The following is a 26,993-nucleotide window of genomic DNA, read 5'->3' as shown; positions in this document are numbered from 1 at the left end:
TGGAACTCACTGTCCTGAACGTGGAACTCACTGTTTTGAACGTGGAACTCGCTGTTTTGAACGTGGGACTCGCGGGTGGGTTAGGGGGGGCCTGGGGGGATGAAGGGGAGGGTGGGTGGGGGGCCGTTGTCGATCAGGTGGCGGATGGCGGTGGTGTCCAGGTGGTTTTCGACGAGGTCGCCGAGGATGTCCAGTTGGGTGGCTCGGGCGGTGGCGAACGAGGTGTCCGAGGCGGGCTTGAAGCCGTCGCGGCCCGCCCACTCGGCGGCCCACCGCAGGATCGCGCGGCGGGCGGCGTCGTTCTCCAGCAGGCCGTGCCAGTGGGTGCCGAGGATCGCGCCGTCGAGGACGCCCTCGGTGGATCCGTCGGGCAGGGTCACCAAACCGTCGTGCTCGGACCTGGCGACCCGGCCGTGGTGGATCTCGTAGCCGACGGCCGGTTCGCCGAAGACCGTCCCCCGCGGCCGCGTCAGGACCTTCTCCGCGGCGAACTCCACGTCCACGTCCAGCAGTCCCAGCGCCTCCACCATGCCCGCGCCGGACTCGACGCGGTCGTCGATGACGGTGCCGAGCATCTGGAATCCGCCGCAGATGCCGACCACTGGTAGGCCTCGGCGTGCGTGCGCCATGACCGCGTCGGCCAGGCCGGTGCGGCGCAGCCAGCCGAGGTCGTCCACTGTGGACTTTGAGCCCGGCAGGACGATCAGGTCGGCGTCCGCGAGCCGGGACGGCTCGGTGACGAAGCGGACCGAGACGCCCGGTTCGCAGGCCATTGCCTCGACATCCGTGGCGTTCGAGATGCGGGGCAGGCGGACGACGGCGACCCGCAGCCACTGGGTGCCGATGGGCGGCGCGGGGCGGCCGACGACGCCGTCGGCGGCGTAGGACAGGGAGTCCTCGGCGTCGAGCCACAGGTCTTCCGACCACGGGACAACGCCCAGGACCTCGCGCCCGGTCAGCGAACGCAACTGCCGCAGTCCTGGCCCCAGCAAGGCCGGGTCGCCGCGGAACTTGTTGATGACGAAGCCGGCGATCAGCGCCTGGTCGGCCGGGTCGAGCAGGGCCAGGGTGCCGAAGAGGTGAGCGAAGACACCACCGCGGTCGATGTCGCCGACGACCAGGACCGGCAGGTTCGCCGCGCGGGCCAGGCCCATGTTCGCGATGTCGCTGGCCCGCAGGTTGATCTCGGTGGGCGAGCCCGCGCCCTCACAAACGACGACTTCATAGTCCGAGCGTAGGTCCGCGAGGGTCGCCAGAACGGTCTCCATCAGCTCGGCCTTGCGAGCGCGATACGAAACCGCGGTTGTGACACCGACCGGTTTGCCCAGGACCACGACCTGCGAACTGCGGTCGGACCCCGGTTTCAACAGCACCGGGTTGAACCGAACGCTCGGCTCGATCCCACACGCGGCGGCCTGCAGCGCCTGCGCCCGGCCGATCTCGCCGCCGTCCGGGGTGACCATCGAGTTGTTGGACATGTTCTGCGCCTTGAACGGCGCCACGCGAACCCCGGACCGGGCGAGCCACCGGCACAGACCCGCCACGAGGACGCTCTTGCCCGCGTCCGAGGTCGTCCCCGCGACCAACAACGCTCCGGACATTCGACCGTCCCCTCACCATTCGTCGGGCCAGGCTGCCATCATCCCCGTTATGCCCGCCGCACCCGTCACCGCCGTCCTGGTGCACAGCCCGTTCCTCGGGCCCGCCAGCCTGCGTCCGCTCGCCGACGCGCTCGCCGCTCTCGGGCATCCCGCGGTCCTGTTGGACCTGCGCCTCAGCGTCGTCGCCTCACCGGTCCACCAGCGGCTCATCGGCGCGTTCGCCGACGCCCTGTCCGATGTCCCGCTCACCGGCCCGGTGGTGCTCGTGGGCCACAGCGCCGCCGGGCCGCTGCTGCCCGCGTTCGCCGAGGACCTGGAGGACGCGGTCGCGGGTCTGGTCTACCTCGACGCCGGTCTGCCGACGCCGGGGCAGAGTTGGCGCGAGACGGTGGCGCCGGAGGTCTACGACGGGCTGTACAAGATCAGCCGCAACGGCAGGCTCCCCCGGTGGCCCGACTGGTTCGACGCCGACCCGCTGCCCGACCTCGTGCACGACGAGGCCCTGCGCGCGGAGATCGCCGACGAGGCCCCCGAGGTGCCGATCGCGTTCCTCAAGGAGGCGCGGCCAAGCGTCGAGTGGTCCGGGCCGTCGAGCTACGTCTGCCTCTCCGAGGCCTATGTCGGCGAGTTGCACCAGGCACGCGAACTCCGCTGGCCGACCCGGGTGCTCGACTCGCACCACCTGGCCCCGGCGACCGATCCCGGACCGGTCGCCGCGGCGGTCCTAGAGGTTCTCTAGGGCAGGGTGAGGATCTCGGAGCCGGTGTCGGTGACGACGATGGTGTGCTCGAACTGGGCGGTCCAGCTCTTGTCCTTGGTCGTGACCGTCCAGTCGTCGTCCCAGATGTCGTAGTCGATCCCGCCGAGGGTGATCATCGGCTCGATCGTGAACGTCATGCCGGGCTCGATCATCGTGGTGACCGTGGGCTCCTCGTAGTGCAGGATCACCAGTCCACTGTGGAACGACGTGCCGATGCCGTGGCCGGTGAAGTCGCGCACCACCCCGTAGCCGAAGCGCTTGGCATAGGCCTCGATGACGCGGCCGATCACGTTGATCGCGCGACCCGGCCGCACGGCCTTGATCGCGCGCATCGTGGCCTCGTGCGTGCGCTCGACGAGCAGCCGGGCCTCCTCGGCGACCTCGCCCGCGAGGAACGTCGCGTTGGTGTCGCCGTGGACGCCGCCGATGAACGCGGTGACGTCGATGTTGACGATGTCGCCGTCCTCGATCACCGTCGAGTCGGGGATGCCGTGGCAGATGACCTCGTTGAGCGAGACGCAGCAGGACTTCGGGAAGCCGCGGTAGCCCAGAGTCGACGGGTACGCCTGGTGGTCGAGCAGGTACTCGTGCACGACCGCGTCCACGTCGTCGGTGGTCGCGCCCGGCTTGACGGCCTTGCCGCCCTCCTGCAGCGCCCGCGCGGCGATCCGCCCGGCCACCCGCATCGCCTCGACGATCTCCGGCGGCTGCACCCAAGGGTCAGCGTTCTTGCGCGGCGCGGGCCGGTCGACGTACTCGGGACGGGCGATGGCGGAGGGCACGACGCGGCGAGGCGACTGCTCTCCCGGCTTCAGTGGAGCACGCACAGACATGACCACCAGCCTACGACCCGCTCAGCCGACCGCGCCGAGGAACCTCGCGGCGGCCTGCACGGCGGTGCCGGACTGGCCCACGTCGGTCAGCAGCACGGCGAACGCGATGTCCCCGCGGTAGCCCACGAACCAGCCGTGCGAGTGCGTCCCGTCGCCGAACTGCGCGGTGCCGGTCTTGCCCCGGACATCGCCGTAGGGGCCGAGCGCGCCCGCCGTGCCTCCGGTGACGACCTCGCGCATCATGTCCCGCACCGGGCCGAGGACCTCGGCGGCCACCGGATCCGCAACGGTGTCGGACTTCGTCTCCGAACCGCGCACCAGGACGGGCTTGGGGACCGTGCCGGACGCGACGGTGGCGGCCACGACCGCCATCCCGAACGGGCTGGCCACGACCTTGCCCTGGCCGAACCCGTCCTCGGCGCGCTCGACCTTGCCCGTGGCGGGCGGCACCGAGCCGGTGATGGTGGTGAAGCCCGGCACCACGTAGTCGACGCCCAGGCCGAGCTGCTTGGCCATGTTCGTCAGCTCGTCAGGGGCCATGGCGACGGCCAGCTCCGCGAACGTGGTGTTGCACGAGAACGCGAACGCCGACCGCAGCGGGATGACGCCCTTGTCGAACTTGCCGCTGTTGGGGATCTCGCGGCCGTCGATGACCTTGGTTCCGGGACAGCCCAGTGGGGTGTCCGCGGCGGCCTTGCCGGACTTCAGCGCGGCGGCCGCCGTCACGATCTTGAACGTGGAGCCCGGCGGGTACCGGCCGGTGAGCGCGAGCTGGCCCGCGGCATCGGCGGGCGCGTTCTGCGCGACCGCCAGGACGTCGCCGGTGGACGGCTGGATCGCCACGATCATCGATGGCGTCGCCTCACCCGCGATCGCCGCCTGGGCGGCGCTCTGCACCTGCTTGCTCAACGCGACCCGGACGGCCGTCGCGGGCTCGGCCTGCTTGGAGAACAGCTCCTCGACGTCGGCGCCCGCGCCGTCCACGGTGTGCACGCTCCACCCGGCCGCGCCCTCGACCTGCTGCTCGACGAGCTTGCGGATGCCCGGCAGCAGCGTGGGCGCCAGCGCCTTGTCGACCGGCAGCAGCCGCGACTCGGCGGTGAAGCGGACGCCTTGCAGCTCGTAGATCTGCGCTCGGACCTTCTGGTAGTCGCCGTCGCGCAGCGCCACGACCTGGTAGGCCTTGCCGCCCGCCTTGGTCGCCCCTTCGAGGATCGACGCCTGGGTGATCGTCGGGTCGATCCCGGACAGCGCGCCCGCCAGCTGCCCGGCGATGGCGGTGGCGTCACCGGCCTTGCCCTGGTCGAACAGCACCGAGATCACCCGTTCGGGGTGCAGCACGGGGGTGCCGTCGCGGTCGAGCACCGGGGCGAGCGACGCCTCGATGTCGCGCACGGCGATCGTCTGCTGGGCGGCGAGCTTGGGGTGCAGGACGCTGGGCTCCCAGTGCACCTTCCACGAGTCGTTCTCGGTGCGGAGGTCGAAGGTGCTCGTGTACGTCCAGAGCCTGCCGCGGCCGAGGTCCCACGTGATCTCGTAGGTGGCCTTCGCCGACGGCTGGCCCTCGGTCGTCGCCACGTCCTTGACGTGCGCGATCACCGTCGCGGGCTTGATCCCGCCGCGCACCTTGTCCATCAGCGCCTTGGCCGATTCGGCGGAGTCGGTCTGCTGTGCGGCGGTCACGGTGTCGCCGCCCGCGAACGCGGCGACGAACTGGTCGGCCGCGTCCTTCGGGCCGGGGTCGGCCCCGAAGGCGCAGGCGGTCAGCGGGAGAACGGCCACCAGCGCGGCGAGGAGAGCGGCGGGGCGGCTGAAGGAGACGCGCACGCCCCGCAGTATGCCCGCAGCCGTGTGCGCCGTGTGTGGGGATGTCCTCGGAACAGCCTTAGAACAGCACGGTCGCGTACTGCCCCACCTGCGCGAACCCGATGCGCGTGTACGCGGCGCGCGCGGCGGAGTTGTAGGAGTTGACGTAGAGGCTCGCGGTGCGGCCCATGCCGTCGACCAACCGGTGCACGACGGCGGCGGTGCCCGTGCTGCCGAGGCCCTCGCCGCGGCGGTCCGGGTGCACCCACACCCCTTGGATCTGGCCGACCGCGCTCGACAGCGCGCCGATCTCGGCCTTGAACACGACGTCGCCGCCCTCGAACCGGGCGAACGCGCGCCCGCCCGCGATCAGTTCGGCGACACGCGCGCGATAACCGGATCCGCCATCTCCGATGCGGGGGTCGACACCAACCTCTTCGATGAACATCGCGATGGCGGCGGGCAGGTAGCGGTCGAGCTCATCGGGCCGGACCGGGCGGACGAGCGGGTCGGGCGCGGTGGCGGGCGCGGTGGAGATCGCCATCAGCGGCTGGTCGGCGCGGACCTCGCGGGCTGGGCCCCAGTCGGACGCCAGTTCCGACCACAGGCCGAGGACCTGCTCGGCGGGTCCGACCATCGACGAGCACATCCGGCGCCTGCGCAGCGCCCGCTCGGCGAACGCCTGCAGAGCGGACCGCTTGCCACGTAAGGGAATCAGGTTGGGACCGGCGAAGCACAGCGCCTCAAGCCTGCTCACCGGCCGCAGGCCGCGGGCCTCGCAGCCCCAGACCTCGCCACCAAGGCGCCATGGGTCCAGACCGACCGATTCGACTCGGGAGGCGACCATGCAGGACGCCACGGGGTCGGCGGTGAGCACCGCGCGCACCGCCTGACCGTCCCGTTCGTCGAGCAGCCGCGCTCCTGCAAGCCGCAACACCCCTCAAGCCTGCCAGATCCGGGGCCGCACGGGAAACGGAGTCACCTGGCCAAACATGCGCGGAGCCGGGGATCGCGCAGCGTCGGCAGCACGTCGCTGTCGCGGCCGAAGACGATCTCGGCGCGCGGCACGTCGGATTGGCGCAGCATCGCATGGCACACATCCGCGAACGGCTGCTCGCGGATCGTCAGGACGCACTCCTCCATGTCCGACTCGTCGTCGCGGGCCCGAGCCCGCGCCCAGCCGCGCAGGCTCGCGACAACGACCCGCCTGGCCTGTTCGCGGCCGCGCACCAGCAGCGCGCGGTTGAGCCCGAACACCTGAATGGTCGCGGTCCCCTTCGGCGTCAGCGCCCGATACTCGCCGACCGAGAGGGACAGCAGGAGGTGGTCGAACGGGTCTTCGCTGGTCGGGTCGATCAGCAGCGGCCTGCCCTTGTCGTCGACGGGAAAAAGGTCGCGCTTCTGGTGGCTGTTGCACACCGAGCAGGCCAGGAGGTGGTTGAGCCAGTCGAAGGTGCGCAGCGGGGAACGGGAGAGCGGGTCGAAGTGGTCGATGTCGGCGCCGAGGCTGTCGCCGCAGTACATGCACCGCTGGACGCCGGGGGCCATGTAGGCCAGCGCTTCGCGCAAGGAGCCTTTCACCGCGGAATTCGTCCGCCAGAAGGCGCGAGCCGACGCCACACGTTCCGCGCGGCGGACGGCGGAGATTTTGTTGGTCAGGTCCGATAGCCGGTCCGTTGTTGTCGAGTGCAAAGTGACGCGAGCGATGCGAATCACGCGCCGGCAGCTCCCGCTTCGTGCAGCCGGGCAGTCACCTCTCCCACCCTGGCCACGGGTGAACTCTCGAGCAATTCCCGCAACTGTAGATAGCGCCGTTCCTGTTCTTCGTCGGCGACATCACTGACGACCGCGACCTCGAGATCGACGAGTTCGCGGCGCAATGACTGCGCCTTCTCCGAGTATGGCGTATCCAGGCCGAAAAGGTCAGAGAGCACCGCGTCGTCCCCGCTGCCGAAAACGATGCGCTCATACAGGTCCTGACCGACGACGGAGGGAGGTTCCTCCTGGTCAGGGCCTGCAAGGCGGATCAGGCCACCTGGGTCGGCGGCCTGGCAAATGTAGGGGCTATGGGTGGTGACGATGAATTGAATGTTGGGAAAATGAGACTTGAGCCAGCCGCCGATACGCTTCTGCCAGGAGACGTGCAGGTGGGCGTCCACCTCATCGATGATGACCACTCCGGGTGCGGTGACCGCGGTGATCCCGGAGTCATTATTCACCGGAATGGTCCCATACGCGTCGTTGATCTGCTTCAACAAGTCGACAACGAGTGCCGCTACCGTTCGGTAACCGTCACTCATTTCGCGCAATGGGAATCGTTTGTCCCCATTGGCCACCCACAGGCCGTCGGAATCGACCTTCTCGATCCGATAACCGTCCGGTAGCAGTCCGTTGGCCAGAATTTGTAGAGCCGCTTCCTTGAGCTGCTCGGCGCCGGGCCGCTCTTCGAGGGTGCGAAGGTGCTGCTCGATGAGCCACCCGACGCCCTCCGCGAGCGAGGCGTCCTCGTGGAAGAGGCTCACGAGCCGGGCGACCGGCCCGGGGCTGAGCATCAGCCGCTGCGCGTCACCGGCCCCGCCGACCAGCCTGCGGAACGGCCCGTAGGCCGCGCAGAACCACCCTCCCGGGTTGTCCTGCCACGGGCCGCGGGCGACGAACTGGCTGCGGCTGCTGGGACTGCCGGCCGCCGCCATCGACGGCTGGTTGGTGCGCCTGCCCTCGTCGCTGTCGTCCGGATAGGTCCACTGCAGGCCCGCGCCGAAGTCGCGGGCGGGCAGCCTGCCCTTGCCGTAGAACCGGTCAAAGACCGGGTCGTAGGCGATGCGCACCTGGGCCGAGGCCTCGCGGCAGCCCACCGTCACCCAGTTCTCGAAGTCGGGCACGAGACTGCGGGCCACGGCCGGGCCGCTGACCGCGAGGGCGATGCCCCGCAGCAGCGACGTCTTGCCGGAGCCGTTGCGGCCCGCGATCACGGTCCATCCTGCGTGCGAGCCGTCCGGTCGGGTGAGCGGCAGGTCGACGTCGCGCGCGCCGGAGAAGCCGCGGATGTTCCGCAGTGTCACGCGGGCGAGGTACATGACGAAGGTCCCCTCTCCTGTCGACGCGGGGAACTCTACGGAAGTTGATCCGTGTTCGTCAGCCCACGGTGACCGATGGCGTCCCTTCGGACTCGCCCATCTGCTCCGCGAGCCGCATTGCTTCCTCGATGAGGGTCTCGACGATCTGGTGCTCAGGCACGGTCTTGATGACCTCGCCCTTGACGAAGATCTGCCCCTTGCCGTTACCCGAGGCCACACCGAGGTCGGCTTCCCGCGCCTCGCCTGGCCCGTTCACGACACAGCCCATGACCGCGACGCGCAGCGGGACCTCCATGCCCTCCAGGCCCGCGGTCACCTCGTCGGCCAGCTTGTAGACGTCGACCTGCGCGCGCCCGCACGACGGGCACGACACGATCTCCAGCTTGCGCTGCTTGAGGTTGAGCGACTGCAGGATCTGGATGCCGACCTTGACCTCCTCCACCGGAGGAGCCGAGAGCGAGACCCGGATCGTGTCGCCGATGCCCTTGCGCAGCAGGGCGCCGAACGCCACCGCGGACTTGATCGTTCCCTGGAACGCCGGGCCCGCCTCGGTGACCCCGAGGTGCAGCGGGTAGTCGCACTGCTCGGCGAGCAGCTCGTACGCGCGGATCATCACGACCGGGTCGTTGTGCTTGACCGAGATCTTGATGTCGTGGAAGTCGTGCTCGGCGAACAGCGACGCCTCCCACATGGCCGACTCGGCCAGCGCCTCCGGGGTGGCCTTGCCGTACTTCTTGAGCAGCCGCGGGTCCAGCGAACCGGCGTTGACGCCGATCCGGATCGGGGTGCCGTGATCGCGGGCCGCCGCCGCGATCTCCTTGACCTGGTCGTCGAACTTGCGGATGTTGCCCGGGTTGACCCGCACCGCCGCGCACCCGGCCTCGATCGCCGCGAACACGTACTTCGGCTGGAAGTGGATGTCGGCGATCACCGGGATCTGCGACTTCTTCGCGATCGCCGCCAGCGCCTCCGCGTCGTCCTGCGACGGGCACGCCACCCGGACGATGTCGCAGCCCGCCGCGGTCAGCTCGGCGATCTGCTGCAGGGTGGCGTTCACGTCCGCGGTGACCGTCGTCGTCATCGACTGCACCGAGATCGGCGACTCGCTGCCGACACCGACGGAGCCGACCTGCAACTGCCTCGTCTTGCGGCGCTCGGAGAGCACCGGGGGCGGCAGCGCGGGCATCCCGAGCATCACGTCGGACATGTTCCTCAGACCTCTCGTGTTACTGCAATCGAATCGGGTTGACGATGTCGGCGGTCACGGTGAGCAGCACGATCGCGCCACCCACGATCACCAGGACCATGGTGACCCCGGTGAGCTTGGTGTAGTCGACCGGACCCGCCGGGGCCAGGCCGCGCAGCTTGCGGATCACGTCACGCACCCGCTCGTAGAGCGTGATGGCGATGTGCCCGCCGTCGAGCGGGAGCAGCGGCAGCAGGTTGAACACGCCGACGAAGAAGTTCAGCGCGGCCAGCATCAGGACGAAGATCTCCCAGATGCCCTGCTCGGCCGCGTCCGCGCCGATGACGCTCGCGCCGACGACGCTGACCGGTCGCTCGGGGTCATTCTCCGCCCCGCCGATCGCGCGCACGACAGCGGGGATCTTCTCGGGGAAGCGCATGAGGCCTTCCCAGGTCTTCACGAACATCTCGCCGGTGAACGACACGGTGCCGCCGACCGCGGAGAGGGCGGTGAAGTCGACCATCCCGGCCTTGCCGATGCCGACCGCGCCGACCTCGGTCAGCTTGGTGTCGTCCTTGCCGGGCTGCGCGTCGACCGGCACCCGCTGGACCGTGGCCACGGCGACCTTCATGGTCAGCTCCTGGCCGTCGCGCAGGACGACGAAGGTGCTGTCCCCACGCAGGTCGCGCACCGTGGTGAGGACCTCGGACCAGTTCGCGGTGGGCTTGCCGTTGACGCTGACGATCTCGTCGCCCTCGCGGATCCCGGCCGCGATGGCGGGCGAAGGGTCGTTCGGGCCGCAGTCGGCCTGCTTGAACGTCTTCGGGTCCATCGTGGGCGCCGCGCACGACGTGGAGCCGACGACCGCGCGGTTCTCGTAGTTCGGCAGGCCCATGGACACGGCCATCAGGTACAGGATGATGAAGCCGAGGATGAAGTGGGTGATCGACCCGGCGGAAAGCACGACGATGCGCTTCCAGGCCGGGTAGCGCCACATCGCGCGCGGCGCCTCCTCGGGGGTGACCTCGTCGAGCGCGGTCATGCCCGCGATGTCGCAGAAGCCGCCCGCGGGGATCGCCTTGAGGCCGTACTCGGTCTCACCGCGGCGGAACGAGAAGATCTTCGGTCCGAACCCGATGAAGTACCGGCGGACCTTCATGCCGAACGCCTTCGCGGTCAGCATGTGCCCCGCTTCGTGCAGTGCGACGGACACGCAGATGCCCAGCGCGAAAAGCACGAGACCCAGGAGCCAAACGAGCACGGTCAGTTCCTTCCCGGCCCGACGACGTCACGCGGACCAGCTGTCACCGCGAGGCGTTCTCGCGCGCGGGCGCGTGCCCAGTGCTCGGCGGCGAGCACCTCATCGACGTCGCGTGGCGCGCCCTGCCAGTCGCCCGCGTCGTCGAGCACCCGAGCAATAGTGTCCACAATGGCTGTGAAGGTGGCGTCGCCTCGCAGGAAGGCGGCGACCGCCTCCTCGTTGGCGGCGTTGTAGACGGCGGGCAGGCAGCCGCCGGTCTCCCCCGCCGCCTGGGCCAGCCGGACGGCCGGGAAGGTCTCGTGGTCGAGCGGCTCGAAGGTCCACTGGCTCGCCGTGGTCCAGTCGCACGCCTTCGCCGCGCCGGGGATGCGGTCGGGCCAGCCCAGGGCCAGCGCGATCGGCAGCCGCATGTCCGGCGGGCTGGCCTGGGCCAGCGTGGACCCGTCGGTGAAGGTGACCATGGAGTGCACGATCGACTGCGGGTGCACCACCACGTCGATGCGGTCATAGGGCACGTCGAAGAGCAGGTGCGCCTCGATCAGCTCCAGCGCCTTGTTCACCAGGGTCGCGGAGTTGATGGTGATGACCGGGCCCATCGCCCACGTCGGGTGCGCGAGGGCGTCGATCGCGGTGACGTCCGTCAGCTCGGCCCGGGTCTTCCCCCGAAAGGGTCCACCCGATGCGGTGAGGACGAGACGGTCGACCTCCTCGCTGCGACCGCCCCGCAACGCTTGAGCCATCGCCGAGTGCTCGGAGTCCACCGGCACCAGTTGCCCGGGCTTGGCCGCGTCCAGGACCAGCGAGCCGCCCGCGATGAGGGACTCCTTGTTGGCCAGGGCGAGGGTGGCGCCGGATTCGAGGGCCTTGAGGGTCGCGGGCAGGCCTCGGGAGCCGGTGATGGCGTTGAGGACGATGTCGGCGGGCACGGCCTCGATGAGATCGGTGACCGCGTCCGGCCCCGCGAAGATGCGCGGCATCCGGAAGTCGCCCGAGGTGTAGCCCCGCTTCTGGGCCTCGGCGAACAGGGCGAGCTGGACGTCCTGCGCGGCCGTGGCCTTGGTGACGGCGATGGCGCCGGCGTTGAACCGCAGCGCCTGCTCGGCGAGCAGAACCGGGTCGGACCCGCCCGCGGCGAGGCCGGCGACGGTGAAGCGGTCGGGGTTGGCGGCCACGACGTCGAGGGCCTGCGTCCCGACCGAACCGGTCGAGCCGAGTACCAGCAGTGAGCGCTCGCGCGCGGAAGAGGGAGTCATCACGGTCCATTGTTCCCGAAGTCCGACGGTCGGACGCACGGGCGGGGCGTGATGTAGCTGTCGGTGACGCTGGTCTCGCCGGTACCACCTGCCGGCGGAGGTCAAATTAGCCCGTTCAGCGCAATCTGATCTCCGGGGCGAATACCCTGAGGTGTCTGCGGGCATCCACCCGGCAGGACCCCGCGGCACGCGGGAACCGAGCGAAGGAGTACCCGATGGGCATTCTCGGCTGGATCGTTCTCGGATTGGTCGCCGGTCTCATCGCCAAGGCCATCATGCCTGGTAACGACCCTGGTGGCGCCATCGTCACCATCCTGATCGGCATTGTCGGCGCCATCCTCGGCGGCTTCATCGGCAACGCCATCTTCGGCGGCGGCCTGGGCACGTTCTTCAGTCTGCGGACGTGGCTGCTGGCCATCCTGGGCTCGCTGATCCTGCTCGGCGTGTACCGACTCGTGACGGGACGTGGTCGAGCGAGGGTGTAGCGCGACTCCGATCACAGTGCGGGCGCCGTGGTGACCACGGCGCCCGCATCATGTCCGGGGTGTGGAAATATGACCCCCGCACCAACCGATCAGCTGGAGGAACACGTGGCGCGCACGGAGCTGGAGAAGCGGAAGGCCACCCCTGCCGCCGCGTTCAGGGTCAGCCCGCAGGAGGAGCCGTCGGCCGAGTGGGGCTGGCACGGATCGTTCCCGCGCGGCACCGTCATCGCCGGCGTGTTCGTGGGCCTGGCGATGTTCGGGATGCTCATCGGCAACCACGGCGGGTGGACCGAGAACCTGTGGCTCATCGGCACCGGCGTGTTCCTGCTGGGCGGCGTGGGCTGGCTCGTCCACAAGCGCCGCACTTCCTGGCGCGGATAGGTCGCGTCTCAGCGACGCCGCGCGCACGCGGCGTCGCTTTAATGACCATCGCTACGCGACGGTCCTCTCCGGTCGCGGCAGCTTCGCTATCAGGTGTTTGATAGCGCGCTGCAGATCGGCCTCATCGTGGCCGAAGTCGGTCAGGTACGAACGCAGCGCGGCCAGGATCAGCTTGAGCTCGTCGTCCTCGACTTCGATGACCTTCGTCGCCATGCCTCCACGGTAGACCCGCAGGTCACAGCGGCGCGACCACCGATTCAGTCGTTCGGGTAACGAGTCGCCCACCGGTCGTCGACGGGCGGCCGGGAACCGAACTCGGCGAGCAGGTCCGCAGCCATCGCCTCGATGACCTCGCGCATCTCCAGCTGGGCCAGCCAGGTCGGTTCGATGGCGTCCTCGCCGTAGAGGGCGCCGACGATGTTGCCGCACACCGCGCCCGTGGAGTCGCTGTCGCCGTCATGGTTGACCGAGACCAGCAAGGCGGCGTTGAGGTCGCTCGTCGCCAGCGCCGAGTACACCGCGATGGACAGCGCGGTCTCCCCCACGTTGCCGCCGCCGAGGGTGCCGACCTTCTCCGGGGTGGGCACGCCCCGCCCGGACAGCTCGACGGCCGCGTCCAGGGCCGCGGTGGTCTCCTCGTGGCCGTTCCACCGCGACAGCTGGGCCCGGCAGGCCGCCAGCGCGTCGGCGAGGGAGCCACCGCGGGCCAGGGTCTGGACCATGACCGCGAGGGCACCCGCAGGCAGGTAGCCGCTGGGGTGGCTGTGGGTGAGGGCGGCCGTCATCGCCCCGATCTCGAAGACCTCCGCGGGATCGTCGGACCACAGCGCGGCCGGAGCGGCCCGCATGACCCCGCCGCAGCCCTTCGAATTGTTCAGGGTGTGGGTGAACGTCCCCAGCTCACCGGTCTGGCCGTACCCCTTGAGCGCGAAGAAACACGTCGCCCCCGGCGCGCGGCGCTTGAACAGGCCGGGGATCCCCATCAGCCAGCCGTCCGGGGTCTCGGTCGTGTTCCTCGGGCCGCGGGCCTTCTCCCACGGCACACCCTGGGTGTGCAGCCAGCGCTGATAGGCGAGCTGGGTCGAATAGCGGACATCGCTGGAACCCACGCGGCGTTGCTGCGCGTGCGCGCGAATCAGGGCTTCGCCGGTGAACAGGGTCATCTGAGTGTCGTCGGTGATCCGGCCGATGCCATCCCGCTCCGGGACCAGCCCGGTGATGCCCGCGGGCCCGAACACCTCCCGGATCTGATCCATCGGCTTCGACTCGATCGGCGCACCCAGGGCATCGGCCACGGCACCGGCCAGCAGACTCCCCCGCCACAGCCGGGCGTCGACCTGGCCTGAGTGCCGAACCTCGGACTGGACCGCGGTCGGCTGCCGCACCTGCGGCTGAGCCGCGGCAGGCTGCAGAACATCCGGATCCGCGGCCCCCACGGGACTGCGCGCGATGAACCGACGCCCCTGCGCGTCCACTCCGATGTGCAACTCCACCCTGGACACCTCGACCGGTCCGGAAAGCCCGGATCCCTGCGCGTCGACTTGGCGCTGCTTGCGCAGCAGGCGCGCGAGGACCGCGAGGTCAGCGTCACTGAGCCACTGATCGCCCGCCATGTCAGTTCGCCACCTCGAGTACGGACGCGAAGGACGGCGCCAGAGTTGTCCTCATCCGCGCGGATACCGCTTCGACCACCGGTCGATGTTCGTATCCACCGGCGACGCAGTCTCGAAGTGCCGGAAGGCGTCGTCGGCCACGTTCTGGACCAGGTACCGCAACTCGAGCTGCTCGACCCACTTCTCCGGAAGGCTCGCGACGCCGTCGCGCATGCCCAGGAGCGCGCCGGTGAGCGCACCGGTCAAGGCGCTGCGGCCGGGGTGGTTGACCGCGCGCCACAGCGCGTGTTCGGGCTGGTTCTCGAACGAGGTGATAGCGCCGAATGCTTGGCCCAGCACGGTAAGCGTGTCTCGGCCCGCGCCCAGCTCCCACGGGCTGCACAGCCGCGGCAGCCCGCGAACAGCCAAGTCGGGCGCGCACTTGCCTGCCATGGCCCGGATTTCCTGGGGCCAGGGTGACTTATCCAGCACTTGATCTCTGACTGCCCACACGGCACCACCGTTGCTCAGCATCTTCTCGAACACCTGCGTCAGGAACGCGGCGGCCTCGATGTCGACTCCCGGCCCGTGGGTCAGCCCGGCGAGCAACCGCGCGGCGGCGACCGCGCCACCATCGATTCCATTGCGCGGCCAAGCCTCGCTGAGGGCGGCGGGCAACGCGGCGAGCAGTGCGGCCGGGCCGGAGCCCGTGCCCGGCTCCCCGGCGGCGAGTCGGCGGACCGCGGCGAGGTCATCGGGGTCCGGGTGACGATCAGCGCGCAGTTCAGGCACCTTGACCAGCCAGCCGTCGATGTCGACCGGCACTGCGTCGCCCATGGTGACGTGGAGCCAGCGCAACAGGGATCCAGCCGCGGCGGGCGCGAACTGTGCCTGCTTGGTGGAGTCCTCGCGGTGTGGGCTGCGGACGACGCCGTCGGTGAGGAACAGCAGCCGCTGCGTCAACGGGCCGATCTGTCCGGGCCGGTCGAACGCGGGGACCAGGTCGACGATGCCGCGCGGACCGTACTTCGCCCGGATCTCATCGGAGTTCAGCTTGTCCGCGGCGGCGCCGAGCGCCTCGCCGAGGGCGAAGCCGACATAGGCCCCGACGACGCGATGCCAGGCGTAGCGCCGTGGGACGATCATGGGATCGCAGTACTTGCCGAACGTGTCCAATACCGACGTGACGTTGCCCTCCGCGTCGTAGGCGGGCATGAGGCCGTTCGACGCGAGGTCCTCGGGCAGGCGCCGCTCGCCCGTCTCGAAGGCCAACTGCCGCCACGACCGGCCAAGCACCGTTTTGCGGCACTCCTCCACAGTGAGGTCGAATCGCGCCCGGCGTGCCTCGTCGGCGCCATGGGTGGGAATCAGCACCGGCGAGCTGAGCCCCAAGCGGGACGCGGTCTCCTGGACGTACCGCTCGATCTCCGGCGACGCTTCCGGAGGCACACAGTGCTCATCGACCGTCGGTTGATGCCGGGGGAACCGAGCGATCGCGGCAGTCAGGTCAGCCGCCGAAACCTCCTGCGGACGTTCATTGCCGTACACGGTGAGATCCGGCGCGGGCTCGATCAGCGACATGAGCGTCGCGACGTCCACCCGGCGCCAGCTCCGCACCCCCTCCGGCACCAACCGGCTCGCGGCGTAGGCACTGACCGAACCGTCGCTGTTCCGGGCGATCGTTCCGTCGTTGGCATACTTGACCAGTACCTCTGAGCCCGCGAGCGCGGTGATGAACCGCTCTTCGCTGAGCCAGCCCGCCGCACGCAATGCCACCAGATACTCAAGCGGGGTCACGCATTTGCGCATTCCCAGGCGGTTCGGGCCGAACCGGAAGTTCGGGTTGGCTCGCTGTTCATCGGTCGTGGTTCCGTCGGCGAGGATCTTGGTCCACCCCGCCACGGCGGAATTGGGCACACCGAGGTGCCCGAGACCGGACTCGGCGAATTCGTTGTCGACGATCTCAGACCAGTACTCCTGGCCCGGCACGCGAGCCGGAATGCTCAACCCGCCGGGACGCGGACTGGCCTCACGAAGGTCGCATTCAGGAACCCGGACGATGAGCCGCGGCGGCGGGAAGATCTCCTTGCCCGCGTCACCGCCGTCGAGGTAGGCGATCGAGTTGTACGGCACCGACCAGCCCTCGGGGACACGGCGCACCTTGTCGCGGTCGACCCGCAGACCCGAAGGCCCGTGCACGGCGCGCAGCCACTCCTCGGCCTTGGCCACCGCCTCCGCGGCTTCCACCCTGGTTCAGCCTTTCCCTGTCGGAACGAAATCTCTAGCTCGCGGCGGCCCGCCATGAGGACGGCCCATGCTCAATCCTATTTGTGCTTGACGGTGAAACTCGGCGGCTCGCCCGCCGCACGCCGCGCGAACTCCTCTTCCCACATCTTGAAAGTCCGCTTCCGGATCGACCGGATCAGCGCGCGTTCTTCGTCATGGAAGCTTTGCCTGCCTTCTCGTTCGCGCTGTTCGAAAAGTCCGGCAATCGTGTCGTACAACGCGAAAATCGGACCGTCGCCGCGCAGGTAGCCAGCACGCTCCTCTTCGGTGCGCCGGATGAAGTCATCCTCATTGAGCACGGCGACCTCACTGGTCGACGTCGCGAACAACACTTCGGTGATCGGCCGGTTGTCCAACTCGAACTCGCCTGTGTCGATATTGAGCAGATAGCCGATCCAGTTCCCTTCGGCGTCGGCGTCGAGCTTGAATGTCTTGTTGTAGTACCTAAAATAGGACGGTATTTCGACCATCAGCCACCTCCTCGTACCTTGCCTTCACCGAGCTCGAAAGCCGTGCCGAAGCGGCGCTTCTCCTCTTCGAGGATCGAACCGATCAGCGCACGCTCCTCCCAGCTCATCTTCCGACCTTGCTCGTCGGCCACGTGCTTGAAGTCACGGCGAACCTCGAACAACGCATGTTCGTAATCGGCCACATCATCGATGGCCGTCAAGTGGAGTCGAAGTTCGGCGACATGAAATGTGCGGTCCGGCAATTCGAGGCGGATACTGAGCTGTAGGTCACGGTAGCCGCTCTTCTGCGGTGTGGCGAACCGATCGGAGAACTCCACGATCCGCACCTTGGAGCCGTCCTTGGCAACGTGCTCCATCAACGCCTTCAAGCCTCGGTAAGCGTCTGCCATCGAGCGGTATTGGATCTTCGACCCCACGAGGTCCGTGAGCCTGTCCGCGTGACCACCGTTGTCTTTAATCTTGTCCGCAGCCCGCACTCGGCTCTTCTCGGTCGGGCGCGAGAACGCGGCACCACCACTGGCTTTCGCCACCGATTCGGCGAGGGCGTGGAGCTGAGCCTGTTTACCCGCCCAGTTCTCGTAGAGCCCATCCAGATACGCCCACTGATAGGCCGCATCCGTCATCTTCCGGCGATCGAAGCCCAGTTGGGCCCGGTGCGCATCATCGCTGTCCGCAGCGATCTGCGCCGCCCTGCCCGATATCTCGGCTTGCTCAGTGGTGAGCAGGCCGGGGGGTGGTTTCGGCTGTTCGTCGAAATGCTCAGCGAGGGCTTGCGGACCGGGTTCGTGGTCACGGACCTCCCGCACGCAATCCTCGAGGACGACAATCGCCTCCGGATGGCGCAGCAAGTTCGACAAAGTCTGTGGCCGCGCCAGGAGTGAGTTCTCCAGGTACGGCACGTCGCGCAAGATCCTGGCCAGTTCGGGATGACGCGGCAGCAATTCGACGATCGCCTCGCCGACGTGCAACTGCCTGCCGTCCACCTTGATCCGGGAGTCCGGATCCCGCAGGCTGATCGCGTCGCCCGCTTGAAGCGCGGCCTGCACCCGAGGTTCCCGCAGATAGTCGGCGATCTGCTCACGAGTCGGCAGCGGGCGGTCGCCCCGTTGATCCGCGGGGTCGCCTACCTGCTCGGCGGCTCCATAGCCCGCCTGGCTCGCCTGCTCGGTGTTGCTCGCTCGTACCTGCGATTCGCTCGGTGAGCCGTCGCCCATGGCGTCGGCGTGCGCGCGTGCGGCGTGGCGTTCGGCGACAGTAGCCGGGTCATAGGGAAGGAGATCGAGTTTCCCGGGTGGGTGCGGCAAGGTCATGAGCGAGTTGCTCTGCGGGTCGATGAACGCGACGCCTTCCTTCGTGTTCACCACTTCCGCCACGTGGCCGTACTCGTTGCCGTCGGAACCGGTGTATTTCACCGCGATCACCGCACGCGAGCCGACCGGCTGCTCGCGCATCGTGCGGATGACGTCGTCGTAGCCGCCGTGGGACTGCCACTCGCCGCCCAACTGGTCGCGAACGTAGTCCAGCGTGCCCATGGACTCCATGTCCTTGGGGCGCAGAGGGCCCGCCTGCGCGTCGATCCCGGCGTGCCGCAACGCGTTCGCGACGACGCCGCGGGTGCAGTTGGTCTGGTAGCCCCGTTCGAAGGCGTCCGCGTCGCGGTAGCGCGGGTTGACCTCGGCCATGTCGCCGTGCCGCTCGGCGACGTACTTGGCCGCCTGATTCGGATTGGCTGTGTCGGCGTGGATCGCGGCTTCGCTGGGCGGGTTCGTCGCGTGGGCCAGCGGCGACCAGTCGTGGTCGCCCGCCTGGTCGGCGCCGAGCGCTACGCCGTCGTGCTGGGAACCAGTCCCAGCGTAGCCGCCCTCCTGCTCGGGCGGGTTGAGCCGGTCCGCGATGACACTGGGCTCCGGCGCGGACTGTGTGCCCTGATCGGAGCCGGTGCCGAGAGCGTCGCCGAAGCCCTGATGCGCTGCTGGGGCCTTCGGCTGGTCCGGTGTTCCGCCATCGAGTTTTGTCGAGATGCTGATCTCGTCCGCGTGCGCCTTGAAGATCTTGGCGTTGTCCCGGTTGGCCGCTCGACGGTCGGCCATCTCGCGTTCGGCGTCGGCCTTGTCGAGGTAACGCGGGTCTCCGGGGAGGACCTCCTCGACCCGGATGATCGTCTTTTGCCGAGTGGTCTTGCCGTCGGAGACCTCGATCGTCTCCTTCTCGTGGGTGTACCACTGGGTGCCGGGCTTGGACACCGCTTCCCGTTCGTCGCGGTTCTGCGACAGCAAGCTGACATCGCGGGCGGTCTTCGCCTGGATGTGGATCTCGACGTCGTCGCCGAACTTCGAGACGGTGTCCGCGGAGTCCTTGATCGTGGCGCTGACGATCGTCGGCTCCGCGGTCGTGCGGCCGGGCACGTACTGGTCGGCGACCAGCTTCGCCAGAGTCGGGTTTCCACCGACGTCGATGCCGCGGACCAGTTCACCCCGCATCGGTGCGAGTTCGTTGAGGGCCGAGACGATCGACCGGACCTGGTGTTGTGCCTTGTCAAAATCGACACCCAGCGACCCCGGACCCATCCGGTGGGCATTGTTGGCCGACACGAACAAGTCGTGCCCGGTGTAGGCGTAGATCGAGACCGCGGCTTCGTCGGAAAGGTGCGCAAGGGATTCATGGGAATCGCGCTTGGCAAGCGATTCCTCGATGACCTGGTTGTGCCTGTCGCCTTCGCCGAAGGCCGCCACGATCGCCGCGTGGTCAGCCGCGGTGGCCCGGTGGTCGGGGTCGAAGAGGTAGTCCTCGTTCGGCGAGCGGGGTTCTGGGTTCCCCGAGTCGGCGGGTGTGGGATCCGACAGGTCGGCTTCGGCACGATCCGACTCGGGAGTCGCGGTCTCGCCTGCGGTGTGATCCGGCTCGGGATTGATGTCCGGAGCCGTGTCGGTGGACGTGTCGTCCGGCCCAGGGGCGGTGTCGGTGTCGATCGGCTCTCGGGTCGCGGGAGCAGGTGGCTCAGCCTCCGACCGGGTGCGGTCGGTGGAGTCCGGTGCGACCGTGGACGTGGCCGGGGTATCCGTTCGCTGGGCAGGGTCGACTGGCTCGGGGCCAAGCACTCCAGGCCCCGGCGGTGTGGTGATGGCTCCTGGCGGTGGGCCGGCGTTGTACGCCTGCGGCGGAACGGCGTCTTGGCGTGGCGGCTGCTGCCCCTGCGGCGGGACCTGCGCCGGTGGACGGCCGGCAACGGGCGGACGTGGGCCCGCCTGCTGGGGCATCGGAGCCCGCGGCCCGTTCGGAGTGACGCCATGGGGAGGCCGCTGCTGGTATGGCGGCACGGGGCCCTGCTGGTGGGGACCGGGTTGCTGCGGGCGCTGACCAGGGCCTTGTGGCGCGACATTGGGATAGCCGGGACCCGCTGGGGCTTGGCCGCCCGGGGCGTAGGGACGCTGCGGGCCGGGCGGGTTCTGCCCTTGCGGCGGGTAGGGGCCCTGCGGGTTCTGTGGGCGTTGCGCCGCGGGGTTGTAGCCCTGCGGATCCTGTGGGCGTTGCCCCGCAGGGTTGTGACCCTGCGGGTTCTGTGGCCGTTGGCCTGCGGGGCTGTTGCCCTGCGGATTCTGTGGCCGTTGGCCTGCGGGGTTGTGACCCTGCGGGTTATGTGGCCGTTGGCCTGCGGGGTTGTAACCCTGCGGGTTCTGTGGGCGTTGCCCCGCGGGGTTGTAGCCCTGCGGGGAAGCCGGGTGGGCCTGCGGCCCGGGATGGCGCGGACCAGCCGAGGTGAAGCCCTGGGGCGGCGCCTGCGGGTGCTGGCCGGGCGGCATCTGACCCGGTGGAGGTCCGGGCCGGTGACCTGGCGGGGCCTGCGTCGGGCCAGGTGGCCCCGGATTGTGCGGGGGCCTTGCCGAAGCCTGCTGGAACGGTTGTTGCGGGTGCCTGCCCCCGGGCTGCGGCGCTCCTTGCACGGGACCCCGCTGCGGTGGCCCTTGGTGCTGGGATCCGGGGTGCTGGGATCCGGGGTGCTGGGATCCCGGGTGCTGGGATCCGGGGTGCTGGGATCCGGGCGCCGGGCCGCCTTGCGGGCGGTGTCCGAGACCACCGGCCATCTGCTGAGGTGCGAAACCGGCACCCTGCTGCGGAGCGGGTGAACCGTCGTTGCGCGGAGCGCCAGGCGCGCCATCCGGCCGAGGCTGGAACTGGCCACCAGCGAAGCCCGCCGCTGCGACCGCGTCGGTGTGCGGATTCTGGTGGCGAGGGTCGGCCCCTCCGCTGCCGGGGCCGAAGCCCCCGGAAGGCGGAGGTGCCATGCCGTATCCGCCGTTGGCGGCAGAGGGCTGCCCGCCCGCCGGTGGCGGAGCCTGCCCGTACCCCCCGGTCGACGACGTCGCGGCGGACGGCGACCCTCCCGACGAATTCGGCGATGCGGTGGAAGGAGTGGGGGGCGTTCCCCCCTGCCCGGACGAGGTCGGTGTGACACCGGACAATCCCGCTGAGGCGCCGGACGACGCGGGCGCGCCCGTCGACACGGGCGAGCCACCCGCCGGAGCCGGCGAGGCCCCGCCCGAGGAGTGCGGAGCACCGCCGCTGATCGGTGACGAACCACCCGACTGAGCGGGCGCGCCAGACTGAGCGGGGGCGCCGGATTGCGGCGAACCGCCCGCCGAGGACGACCCGCCAGGCTGCGGCGACCCGCCAGGCTGCGCCGAACCACCCGACTGGGCGGACCCACCAGATTGGCCAGAACCACCAGGCTGCGGCGAACCACCCGATTGCGACGTCCCGGACTGGGCGGGACCACTGGACTGCGGCGAACCCCCCTGTGGGGCACCAGACTGTGCCCCGCCCGGCTGTGCCCCGCCCGGCTGTGCCCCACCAGACTGAGACCCACCAGACTGGGGTGCACCGGACTGCCCGCCGGACTGTGCTGAACCGGACTGCCCAGACGCGGATTGCGACGGACCCGCCTGCTGGCTCTCACCCGACCCACCCGAACCCGGCTGCGACGGGCCACCCTGAGTCCCCAGCCCGCCTGTGGCGGTGGCGGGTTGCGCGCCCGAGCTCTCGGTGTGATTCGAGGGCGGTGTCGACGACTGCGGAGTCGACTGGCCACTCGGGCTCGATTGGACGCTCGGCTCGCGAGCACCCGAATCGCCTGCGGCGCCAGGGGATTCCGACCGGCCTGCCCCAGAACCAGGCGAGTCCGATGTGGACGGTGACGGATCGGAAGGGTTCGGTGTGGACTGAGTGGCCGGGGCAGATTGACTCGGTGCGGGATCGCTAGGCGGGGTCTGGCGGGGGCCGGGAAGGTCCGCGTCGCCAGTGCCGTAGTCGGTGTCGAGGGTCGGCAGGTTCGCCTTGGCGATGCCGTCCATGCCGCCCTTGGCGCCGCCGACTCCGCCGTCAACAGCGCCGCCCGAGGCGCTCATCAGGAGGTCCTTGGCGGACAGCTCGCCCAGTTTGCCGGTCACGGCCGCTTCGCCGACGGTCGTGGCGACGCCTTCCGCGGCGCCGCGGACCGCGCCTCTGGCCGCGTTGTCGACGATCTGGCCACCGACGCTGTCGGACAGGCCGCGGGTGGCGCCCTTGGGGATGGCGTCCGCGGCGGCGCCGACGACGCCCTCGACGGCACCGCTGATGGCGGCGTCGGTGGTCTTGCTCAGGTCCAGCGACTTGCGGTCGCCGGTGGCGAACTGGACGCCCTGCACGGCGACGTCGAGGAGGACTTCCTCGATCATTCCCTCGCCGACCTCGCGGAGGACCTTCTTGAGGACCTCCTTCGCCGCGTGCTTGAAGCCCTGCTGCATCAGCTTCTGCAGCAGCTGCCGGAACAGCATCTGCACCGTCATCCGCGTCGCGATCTGCGCGGGGACGATGCCTGCGGTGGAGGCGCCGAAGGTGACGAACGCCGAGGCGATCATGGCGGCGATGGAGATGGCGAGCATGATCAGCGAAGCGATGATCATGTACTTCGTGTACTCGACGTCGAGGGCCGTGGCGTCGCAGGAGTCACCCAGGGCTTGGCAGGCCTTGGCGATCGCGGTGAAGTAGGCGTCGTCGCCCTCGACGAACTTCTGCCACATCTTCTCGAACGCCTCGGCGCTCTGGCCGGTCCACACGTCGATGACCGAGTTCGCGCCCTGGTCGGCGGTCTGGGCCACGCCCGGCACCGCCTGCGCCGCCCGGTGCCAGGCGTCGCGCAGGTTGCGTAGCTTGTCCTCATCGCCCTCCGGCCAGCTTTCGCCGACGACGATGGGCAAGAGCCACTTGACCTCGTCGGGCATCTCCATACCCACTGCGCTTTACCCCCTGCGCGCCACGGTCGACAAAGTCAGTTCCCTTGCCCGTTCAATGCTTGGAAGCTGCCCTGGTCCGTGCTTTCGTACGCGGTCATCGCGTCGGTGACGGCCTGCTTCATGCCCCGCAGGCCATCGGCGAGTGAGGTGAAGGCCTTGACCGCGCCGTCCGCGCCAGGCACGTAGTCCTTGGCGAACTCCTGGCCGGACTCGTCCCCACCCCAGCACGCCCCCTCGGCGGCGAGGGCGTCCGCCAGCGCCCGGCCCACGTTGGCCATCTGGTCGCCGGCGGAGCCGAGCTTGGTCGCCGCGCTCGCCGCGACGTCCGGCTCGATGCTGAAGCCGCCCCCCGCGGTCACCGGCCACCCCGGTTCAGCCAGCTATCGGGCTGCTCATCGTCGTCGTCATCGCGCGGCGGGCGCGGCCTACGGACGGGCGCCTGGGGAGCGGCCTCGGCGCCGCCGAAGACCGCGCTCTCGTCCTCATAGGACTCCGGCTCGACCATCGGCGGTGGCGTGGGCACCTCCGGCATCTTGGGCAGCAGCCCCGACAGCGACGGGGCACCCTCGACGAGGTCGGAAAGGTCGGGCAGCCCCTCGGTCAGCGGCGACATCAACCCGGCGACCTGCTGTTTGACCTGGGCCGCCCCTTCGCGGGCGAGTTGCAACACCGTGCGTGCCAACGCCTCAGGCGTGCTGCGCTCGAACGCCGACGGAGCGAACTCCAGGTTGGCGAGCGCCCCGCTGGAATCGACGGTGGCGCGGACAAGCCCGTCCTTGGAGCTGACCGACGCCGAGGTCTGCGCGGCCGCGGCCTGGGCGTCACGCAGCATCTCGGTCTGCCGGTGGAACGTGTCGAGAAGACTGTCGACCTGCTCCTTCATGGCGGCGTTGCGCGCCACCAGACTGGCCCGGTCGTCCCCCGGCATGCCCACAGTCCCCCCAAGGTCGTTCGTCGGCATCGGAGACCCTACCGGGCGGCCTGACGCGGTAATGGTGAGTCCGCCATACGGCTGATCATCGTTTGCTCGCGGGAACAGAGCCTGCCCAGGGTCGCCGCGCGCAGCAGCCATTCCAGCGGTCCGTAGCGATGTCGCCGCACCCACCATGCGCTGACAGCGAGCTGTGCGGCATAGAGGACGATCGCCACGCCGAGCACCGCGGGGACGGGCAGCCTGCCGATCAGGCCGAGGCCGTACCCGAGGAACACGACGCTGAGCACGGCGGACTGGGCGACGTAGTTGGTCAACGCCAGCTTGCCCGCCGGCGAGAACATGGCAACCGCGCGGGTCTCGAACAGTTTCAGCAGCGCCGCGACGTAACCACCGGTCAGCAGCGGGGCGGTGAGCATGCCGATGCCCATCGCGAGCGTCTCGACCGGGCCGCCGGGGTGGTAGGTCGCTACGTAGCCATAGAACGCGGCCCCGACAAGCCCGACCGGCAAGCCCGCGCGCAGCAGCCATGACCACAGGGCCCGGTGCCGCTCCGGTTCGGCGAGCACCCGTTCCCGGCCCGCGGCGGAGCCGAGCAGGAACATCGCCAGCGCACTCGGGGCCTGGACCAGCAGCACGACCACCAGAGTGCTGGGAAGCTGCCGAAGGTGTTCGGCCACAACGGTTCCGGGCGTCCCACGGAACGCGGCGACCGTGTCGGCGACCCTCGCCGACACCGCGGCGGCATCGACCTGGCTGTGCGTGAACAGATCCAGGACGCCGAGCAGGGTCCACGCGGTGCCCGCGACCACCACCAGGCCGATGGCCACGCGAACCGCGCGGGCGGTGGACAGGCCGCGTAGGGCCAGCAGCACCATGCCGAGCACGGCGTAGGTGGTGAGGATGTCGCCGTGGAACAGCAGCACGGCGTGGGCGACGCCGATCGCGGCCAGCCCCAGTTGCCTGCGGACGATCCTGGGCACGAACGCGGCTTCCGCGCGGGCCGCCGAGTCGAGCTGCAGGGTGAAGCTGTAGCCGAAGAGGAAGGAGAACAGCAGGTAGAACTTGGTTTCGAACAGGGTCGAGACGATCAGCTGGATGACTGGATCTCCGGCCGGGTCGGCGATCCCGGAGGCGTAGTAGCCGGTGGCGAACGCCCAGACGTTGACGGCCAGGATGCCGAAGAGGGCGAAGCCGCGCAGGGCGTCGACCCGCTGGATGCGATGTGGTGCGGACATTGCGTACCTCTTTCATAAACCGAGTGCTCGGTCTAATATTGGACGCGATGATCCTCCGCCGTCAACTCCCTGGTTGAATCAAGCCCGATGCGTACCGTGGACCCGGCCAAGCACGAGGCGCGCCGCCGCCAGATCCTGGCCGCGGCGGCGCGGTGCTTCTCGCGCAAGGGTTTCGGTCAGACCCGCACCGCCGACATCTGCGCCGAGGCCGGGATGAGCTCGGGCAATCTGTTCCACTACTTCGAAAGCAAGCACGCGATCTTCGCGGCGATCGTCGAGCAGGACGGGTCCGAGACCGAGGCCCTGTTCGCCGAGTTGTCCACGATGGACCCGTGGGCGGCATTGACCGGGTTCTTCGACCTGCTCATCGACTTGGCCGACGACGAGTACGCCAAGCTCGCCCTGGAGATCTCAGCCGAGGCCACTCGGGACGAGCGGATCGCGGAACTGGTCTCGGCCAACGACCGGACGCTGCGCGCCGGGCTGGCCGCGTTGGTCGAGCGCGCGACAGCGGCGGGCCACATCGATCCCGGTCTGGACGTCGACACCGCCGCGACCTGGCTGGCGGTACTGGTGGACGGTTTGTTCAACCGGGTCGCGGTGGACCCGTCGTTCGCGCCGAAGCAGGAGCGCGAGACATTGCGCCAGGTGCTCGCGAGGGTTCTTCAGGCGAAGTAGGGCCGGCCTGACGCGAGCCGACCAAAGACGCGCGTGGACCTCATCCCCACGGATTCAGCACGCGGACTCCCGTGTCGATGAAATCCTTGGTGTTTCGGGTGGCCAGGTGCGCGTTGTGGTGCAGACAGATCGCGGCGATCTGCGCGTCAGCCATGCTGATCGGCTTGCCGCCGAGCTCGCGCACCGCGGAGAGCTGCGCAGCGTGCGCCGCCGCCGCGATACCGAAGGGCAGAACCTGACCTTGGAAGTCCTGGGTCAGAAGCTCGGCGACCTTGACCATGAGCACACTTTTACGGCGACCATCAGGCAGCCGCTCAACCCCATGCAACAACTCGGCCGCCGTCACCGCCGTGACGAAAATGTCGCCAGCCGGGTACTGATCAACCCACGCGACGACGCTTTCATCGGGAACGACCCGCATCAGCTCGGAGACGACGTTGGTGTCGAGAACAATCACTCAGGTAGCTCCGCCGCTCGCGCGAGTTCGGTCCGCGGCGGAGGCTCAAACGAAACATCATCAGCGTCCGCGAACCGCTGTCGGATCCGTGTTGCCATGCCCGATCCTGACGTTCGCCTGGTCAGCACCTCGCTGAGAATCGCCCGGACTTCAGCTTCCATCGAGCGACCATGTCGGGCGGCCCGAATCCGCAGTTCGGCCTTCAGATCATCATCGAAATCCCGGATGGTCAACGTCGCCACTGCGCACCTCCAATGCCAGCACTGCTGTCAATGCTAGCATTTCGCCGCGGCCTGTGTCAGCCTTCGGCGGCGAGTTGGCCGCAGGCCGCGGCGATCTCCTGGCCTCGGGTGTCGCGCACGGTGCAGGCGACCCCACCGGCGTTGACCCGGCGGACGAACTCACGCTCCACCGGCTTCGGTGCCGCGT

The 26,993-nt window shown here is 69.3% G+C and carries 23 protein-coding genes and 1 pseudogene; 4 read left to right on the top strand and 20 right to left on the bottom strand.

The window, feature by feature from the left end; genetic code table 11:
• Positions 1 to 80: 80 nt before the first annotated feature.
• Entirely contained in the window at positions 81 to 1,601 is a 1,521-nt protein-coding gene (locus tag ACRDSQ_RS05195; protein WP_431419258.1) for a cobyric acid synthase, read from the bottom strand.
• A gap of 49 nt (positions 1,602 to 1,650) precedes the next feature.
• On the opposite strand from ACRDSQ_RS05195, the gene ACRDSQ_RS05190 reads away from it, so the two are divergent.
• Positions 1,651 to 2,340, top strand: coding sequence for a hypothetical protein (locus ACRDSQ_RS05190; RefSeq protein ID WP_431419256.1), 690 nt, complete (start codon positions 1,651 to 1,653; stop codon positions 2,338 to 2,340).
• On the opposite strand, the gene map is transcribed toward ACRDSQ_RS05190, so the two are convergent.
• The 8 genes from map to dxr form a co-directional block, all read right to left on the bottom strand.
• Positions 2,337 to 3,194, bottom strand: a complete 858-nt coding sequence (gene map, locus ACRDSQ_RS05185; protein WP_431419254.1) for a type I methionyl aminopeptidase — start codon at positions 3,192 to 3,194, stop codon at positions 2,337 to 2,339. The genes ACRDSQ_RS05190 and map overlap by 4 nt on opposite strands.
• Positions 3,195 to 3,215: 21 nt before the next feature.
• Positions 3,216 to 5,021, bottom strand: a complete 1,806-nt coding sequence (locus ACRDSQ_RS05180) for a penicillin-binding transpeptidase domain-containing protein (protein ID WP_431419253.1) — start codon at positions 5,019 to 5,021, stop codon at positions 3,216 to 3,218.
• 58 nt (positions 5,022 to 5,079) lie between these two features.
• Positions 5,080 to 5,937, bottom strand: coding sequence for a GNAT family N-acetyltransferase (locus ACRDSQ_RS05175; RefSeq protein WP_431419252.1), 858 nt, complete (start codon positions 5,935 to 5,937; stop codon positions 5,080 to 5,082).
• A gap of 41 nt (positions 5,938 to 5,978) precedes the next feature.
• Positions 5,979 to 6,581, bottom strand: coding sequence for an HNH endonuclease (locus tag ACRDSQ_RS05170; protein ID WP_431419250.1), 603 nt, complete (start codon positions 6,579 to 6,581; stop codon positions 5,979 to 5,981).
• Positions 6,582 to 6,712: 131 nt separating this feature from the next.
• A complete protein-coding gene (locus ACRDSQ_RS05165) occupies positions 6,713 to 8,077 on the bottom strand; it encodes an AAA family ATPase (RefSeq protein ID WP_431419249.1) in 1,365 nt (454 codons plus the stop codon).
• A gap of 58 nt (positions 8,078 to 8,135) precedes the next feature.
• The gene (gene ispG, locus ACRDSQ_RS05160; protein WP_431419261.1) at positions 8,136 to 9,263 is read right to left on the bottom strand and encodes a flavodoxin-dependent (E)-4-hydroxy-3-methylbut-2-enyl-diphosphate synthase; all 1,128 of its coding nucleotides are present in this window, start codon (positions 9,261 to 9,263) and stop codon (positions 8,136 to 8,138) included.
• A 40-nt stretch (positions 9,264 to 9,303) separates the two neighbouring features.
• Positions 9,304 to 10,524, bottom strand: a complete 1,221-nt coding sequence (locus tag ACRDSQ_RS05155) for a M50 family metallopeptidase (RefSeq protein ID WP_431419247.1) — start codon at positions 10,522 to 10,524, stop codon at positions 9,304 to 9,306.
• Between the two features lie 2 nt (positions 10,525 to 10,526).
• Positions 10,527 to 11,777 carry a 1-deoxy-D-xylulose-5-phosphate reductoisomerase gene (gene dxr / locus ACRDSQ_RS05150; RefSeq protein WP_431419246.1) on the bottom strand — a complete coding sequence of 417 codons (1,251 nt, stop codon included), beginning with the start codon at positions 11,775 to 11,777 and terminating at the stop codon, positions 10,527 to 10,529.
• A 215-nt stretch (positions 11,778 to 11,992) separates the two neighbouring features.
• On the opposite strand from dxr, the gene ACRDSQ_RS05145 reads away from it, so the two are divergent.
• Both ACRDSQ_RS05145 and ACRDSQ_RS05140 read left to right on the top strand, forming a co-directional pair.
• Positions 11,993 to 12,262, top strand: coding sequence for a GlsB/YeaQ/YmgE family stress response membrane protein (locus ACRDSQ_RS05145; RefSeq protein ID WP_431419244.1), 270 nt, complete (start codon positions 11,993 to 11,995; stop codon positions 12,260 to 12,262).
• A 69-nt stretch (positions 12,263 to 12,331) separates the two neighbouring features.
• A complete protein-coding gene (locus ACRDSQ_RS05140; protein WP_431419242.1) occupies positions 12,332 to 12,643 on the top strand; it encodes a DUF2631 domain-containing protein in 312 nt (103 codons plus the stop codon).
• Positions 12,644 to 12,694: 51 nt separating this feature from the next.
• Here ACRDSQ_RS05140 and ACRDSQ_RS05135 read toward each other — a convergent pair whose 3' ends face one another.
• The 8 genes from ACRDSQ_RS05135 to ACRDSQ_RS05100 form a co-directional block, all read right to left on the bottom strand.
• A complete protein-coding gene (locus tag ACRDSQ_RS05135) occupies positions 12,695 to 12,856 on the bottom strand; it encodes a hypothetical protein (protein ID WP_166657836.1) in 162 nt (53 codons plus the stop codon).
• 44 nt (positions 12,857 to 12,900) lie between these two features.
• Positions 12,901 to 14,256, bottom strand: coding sequence for an ADP-ribosylglycohydrolase family protein (locus tag ACRDSQ_RS05130; protein WP_431419240.1), 1,356 nt, complete (start codon positions 14,254 to 14,256; stop codon positions 12,901 to 12,903).
• Between the two features lie 51 nt (positions 14,257 to 14,307).
• A complete protein-coding gene (locus tag ACRDSQ_RS05125) occupies positions 14,308 to 16,482 on the bottom strand; it encodes an ADP-ribosylglycohydrolase family protein (protein ID WP_431419238.1) in 2,175 nt (724 codons plus the stop codon).
• 77 nt (positions 16,483 to 16,559) lie between these two features.
• Positions 16,560 to 16,991: a hypothetical protein gene (locus ACRDSQ_RS05120; RefSeq protein WP_431419236.1), complete on the bottom strand. Its 432-nt coding sequence runs from the start codon at positions 16,989 to 16,991 to the stop codon at positions 16,560 to 16,562.
• Positions 16,991 to 23,254 (bottom strand): toxin glutamine deamidase domain-containing protein, encoded by a 6,264-nt coding sequence (locus tag ACRDSQ_RS05115; protein ID WP_431419259.1) that lies wholly within the window; start codon positions 23,252 to 23,254, stop codon positions 16,991 to 16,993. Before ACRDSQ_RS05115 ends, ACRDSQ_RS05120 begins: the two co-directional genes overlap by 1 nt.
• Before the next feature lie 41 nt (positions 23,255 to 23,295).
• On the bottom strand, positions 23,296 to 23,619 hold the full coding sequence (locus ACRDSQ_RS05110) for a WXG100 family type VII secretion target (protein ID WP_431419234.1): 324 nt from the start codon (positions 23,617 to 23,619) through the stop codon (positions 23,296 to 23,298).
• Positions 23,616 to 24,188: a YbaB/EbfC family nucleoid-associated protein gene (locus ACRDSQ_RS05105; RefSeq protein WP_431419231.1), complete on the bottom strand. Its 573-nt coding sequence runs from the start codon at positions 24,186 to 24,188 to the stop codon at positions 23,616 to 23,618. Before ACRDSQ_RS05105 ends, ACRDSQ_RS05110 begins: the two co-directional genes overlap by 4 nt.
• A gap of 41 nt (positions 24,189 to 24,229) precedes the next feature.
• Positions 24,230 to 25,429 carry a DUF418 domain-containing protein gene (locus ACRDSQ_RS05100; RefSeq protein ID WP_431419229.1) on the bottom strand — a complete coding sequence of 400 codons (1,200 nt, stop codon included), beginning with the start codon at positions 25,427 to 25,429 and terminating at the stop codon, positions 24,230 to 24,232.
• 87 nt (positions 25,430 to 25,516) lie between these two features.
• Here ACRDSQ_RS05100 and ACRDSQ_RS05095 point away from each other — a divergent pair, with 87 nt between their 5' ends.
• Positions 25,517 to 26,107, top strand: a complete 591-nt coding sequence (locus ACRDSQ_RS05095) for a TetR/AcrR family transcriptional regulator (protein WP_431419227.1) — start codon at positions 25,517 to 25,519, stop codon at positions 26,105 to 26,107.
• Positions 26,108 to 26,147: 40 nt separating this feature from the next.
• Here the strand turns inward: ACRDSQ_RS05095 and ACRDSQ_RS05090 are convergent, their stop codons facing one another.
• The 3 genes and pseudogenes from ACRDSQ_RS05090 to ACRDSQ_RS05080 form a co-directional block, all read right to left on the bottom strand.
• Positions 26,148 to 26,564, bottom strand: a complete 417-nt coding sequence (locus ACRDSQ_RS05090; RefSeq protein ID WP_431419226.1) for a type II toxin-antitoxin system VapC family toxin — start codon at positions 26,562 to 26,564, stop codon at positions 26,148 to 26,150.
• Entirely contained in the window at positions 26,561 to 26,806 is a 246-nt protein-coding gene (locus ACRDSQ_RS05085; RefSeq protein WP_431419224.1) for a FitA-like ribbon-helix-helix domain-containing protein, read from the bottom strand. The genes ACRDSQ_RS05090 and ACRDSQ_RS05085 overlap by 4 nt, the downstream gene beginning before the upstream one ends.
• Before the next feature lie 56 nt (positions 26,807 to 26,862).
• Positions 26,863 to 26,993, bottom strand: a pseudogene (locus ACRDSQ_RS05080) (23S rRNA (adenine(2503)-C(2))-methyltransferase RlmN); the annotation flags it as partial.

This window comes from Actinokineospora sp. (assembly GCF_050699995.1).
Taxonomy (GTDB): Bacteria; Actinomycetota; Actinomycetes; order Mycobacteriales; family Pseudonocardiaceae; genus Actinokineospora.
This window is presented reverse-complemented; position numbering and strand designations above follow the sequence as displayed.

What these genes read in the sequence shown, in the direction of transcription:
- ACRDSQ_RS05195 (WP_431419258.1), bottom strand. Translation starts at nt 1,601, where the DNA reads ATGTCCGGAGCGTTGTTGGTCGCGGGGACGACCTCGGACGCGGGCAAG.
- ACRDSQ_RS05190 (WP_431419256.1), top strand. Translation starts at nt 1,651, where the DNA reads ATGCCCGCCGCACCCGTCACCGCCGTCCTGGTGCACAGCCCGTTCCTC.
- map (WP_431419254.1), bottom strand. Translation starts at nt 3,194, where the DNA reads ATGTCTGTGCGTGCTCCACTGAAGCCGGGAGAGCAGTCGCCTCGCCGC.
- ACRDSQ_RS05165 (WP_431419249.1), bottom strand. Translation starts at nt 8,077, where the DNA reads ATGTACCTCGCCCGCGTGACACTGCGGAACATCCGCGGCTTCTCCGGC.
- ispG (WP_431419261.1), bottom strand. Translation starts at nt 9,263, where the DNA reads ATGCCCGCGCTGCCGCCCCCGGTGCTCTCCGAGCGCCGCAAGACGAGG.
- dxr (WP_431419246.1), bottom strand. Translation starts at nt 11,777, where the DNA reads ATGACTCCCTCTTCCGCGCGCGAGCGCTCACTGCTGGTACTCGGCTCG.
- ACRDSQ_RS05145 (WP_431419244.1), top strand. Translation starts at nt 11,993, where the DNA reads ATGGGCATTCTCGGCTGGATCGTTCTCGGATTGGTCGCCGGTCTCATC.
- ACRDSQ_RS05140 (WP_431419242.1), top strand. Translation starts at nt 12,332, where the DNA reads ATGACCCCCGCACCAACCGATCAGCTGGAGGAACACGTGGCGCGCACG.
- ACRDSQ_RS05135 (WP_166657836.1), bottom strand. Translation starts at nt 12,856, where the DNA reads ATGGCGACGAAGGTCATCGAAGTCGAGGACGACGAGCTCAAGCTGATC.
- ACRDSQ_RS05130 (WP_431419240.1), bottom strand. Translation starts at nt 14,256, where the DNA reads ATGGCGGGCGATCAGTGGCTCAGTGACGCTGACCTCGCGGTCCTCGCG.
- ACRDSQ_RS05120 (WP_431419236.1), bottom strand. Translation starts at nt 16,991, where the DNA reads ATGGTCGAAATACCGTCCTATTTTAGGTACTACAACAAGACATTCAAG.
- ACRDSQ_RS05115 (WP_431419259.1), bottom strand. Translation starts at nt 23,254, where the DNA reads ATGGAGATGCCCGACGAGGTCAAGTGGCTCTTGCCCATCGTCGTCGGC.
- ACRDSQ_RS05105 (WP_431419231.1), bottom strand. Translation starts at nt 24,188, where the DNA reads ATGCCGGGGGACGACCGGGCCAGTCTGGTGGCGCGCAACGCCGCCATG.
- ACRDSQ_RS05100 (WP_431419229.1), bottom strand. Translation starts at nt 25,429, where the DNA reads ATGTCCGCACCACATCGCATCCAGCGGGTCGACGCCCTGCGCGGCTTC.
- ACRDSQ_RS05095 (WP_431419227.1), top strand. Translation starts at nt 25,517, where the DNA reads ATGCGTACCGTGGACCCGGCCAAGCACGAGGCGCGCCGCCGCCAGATC.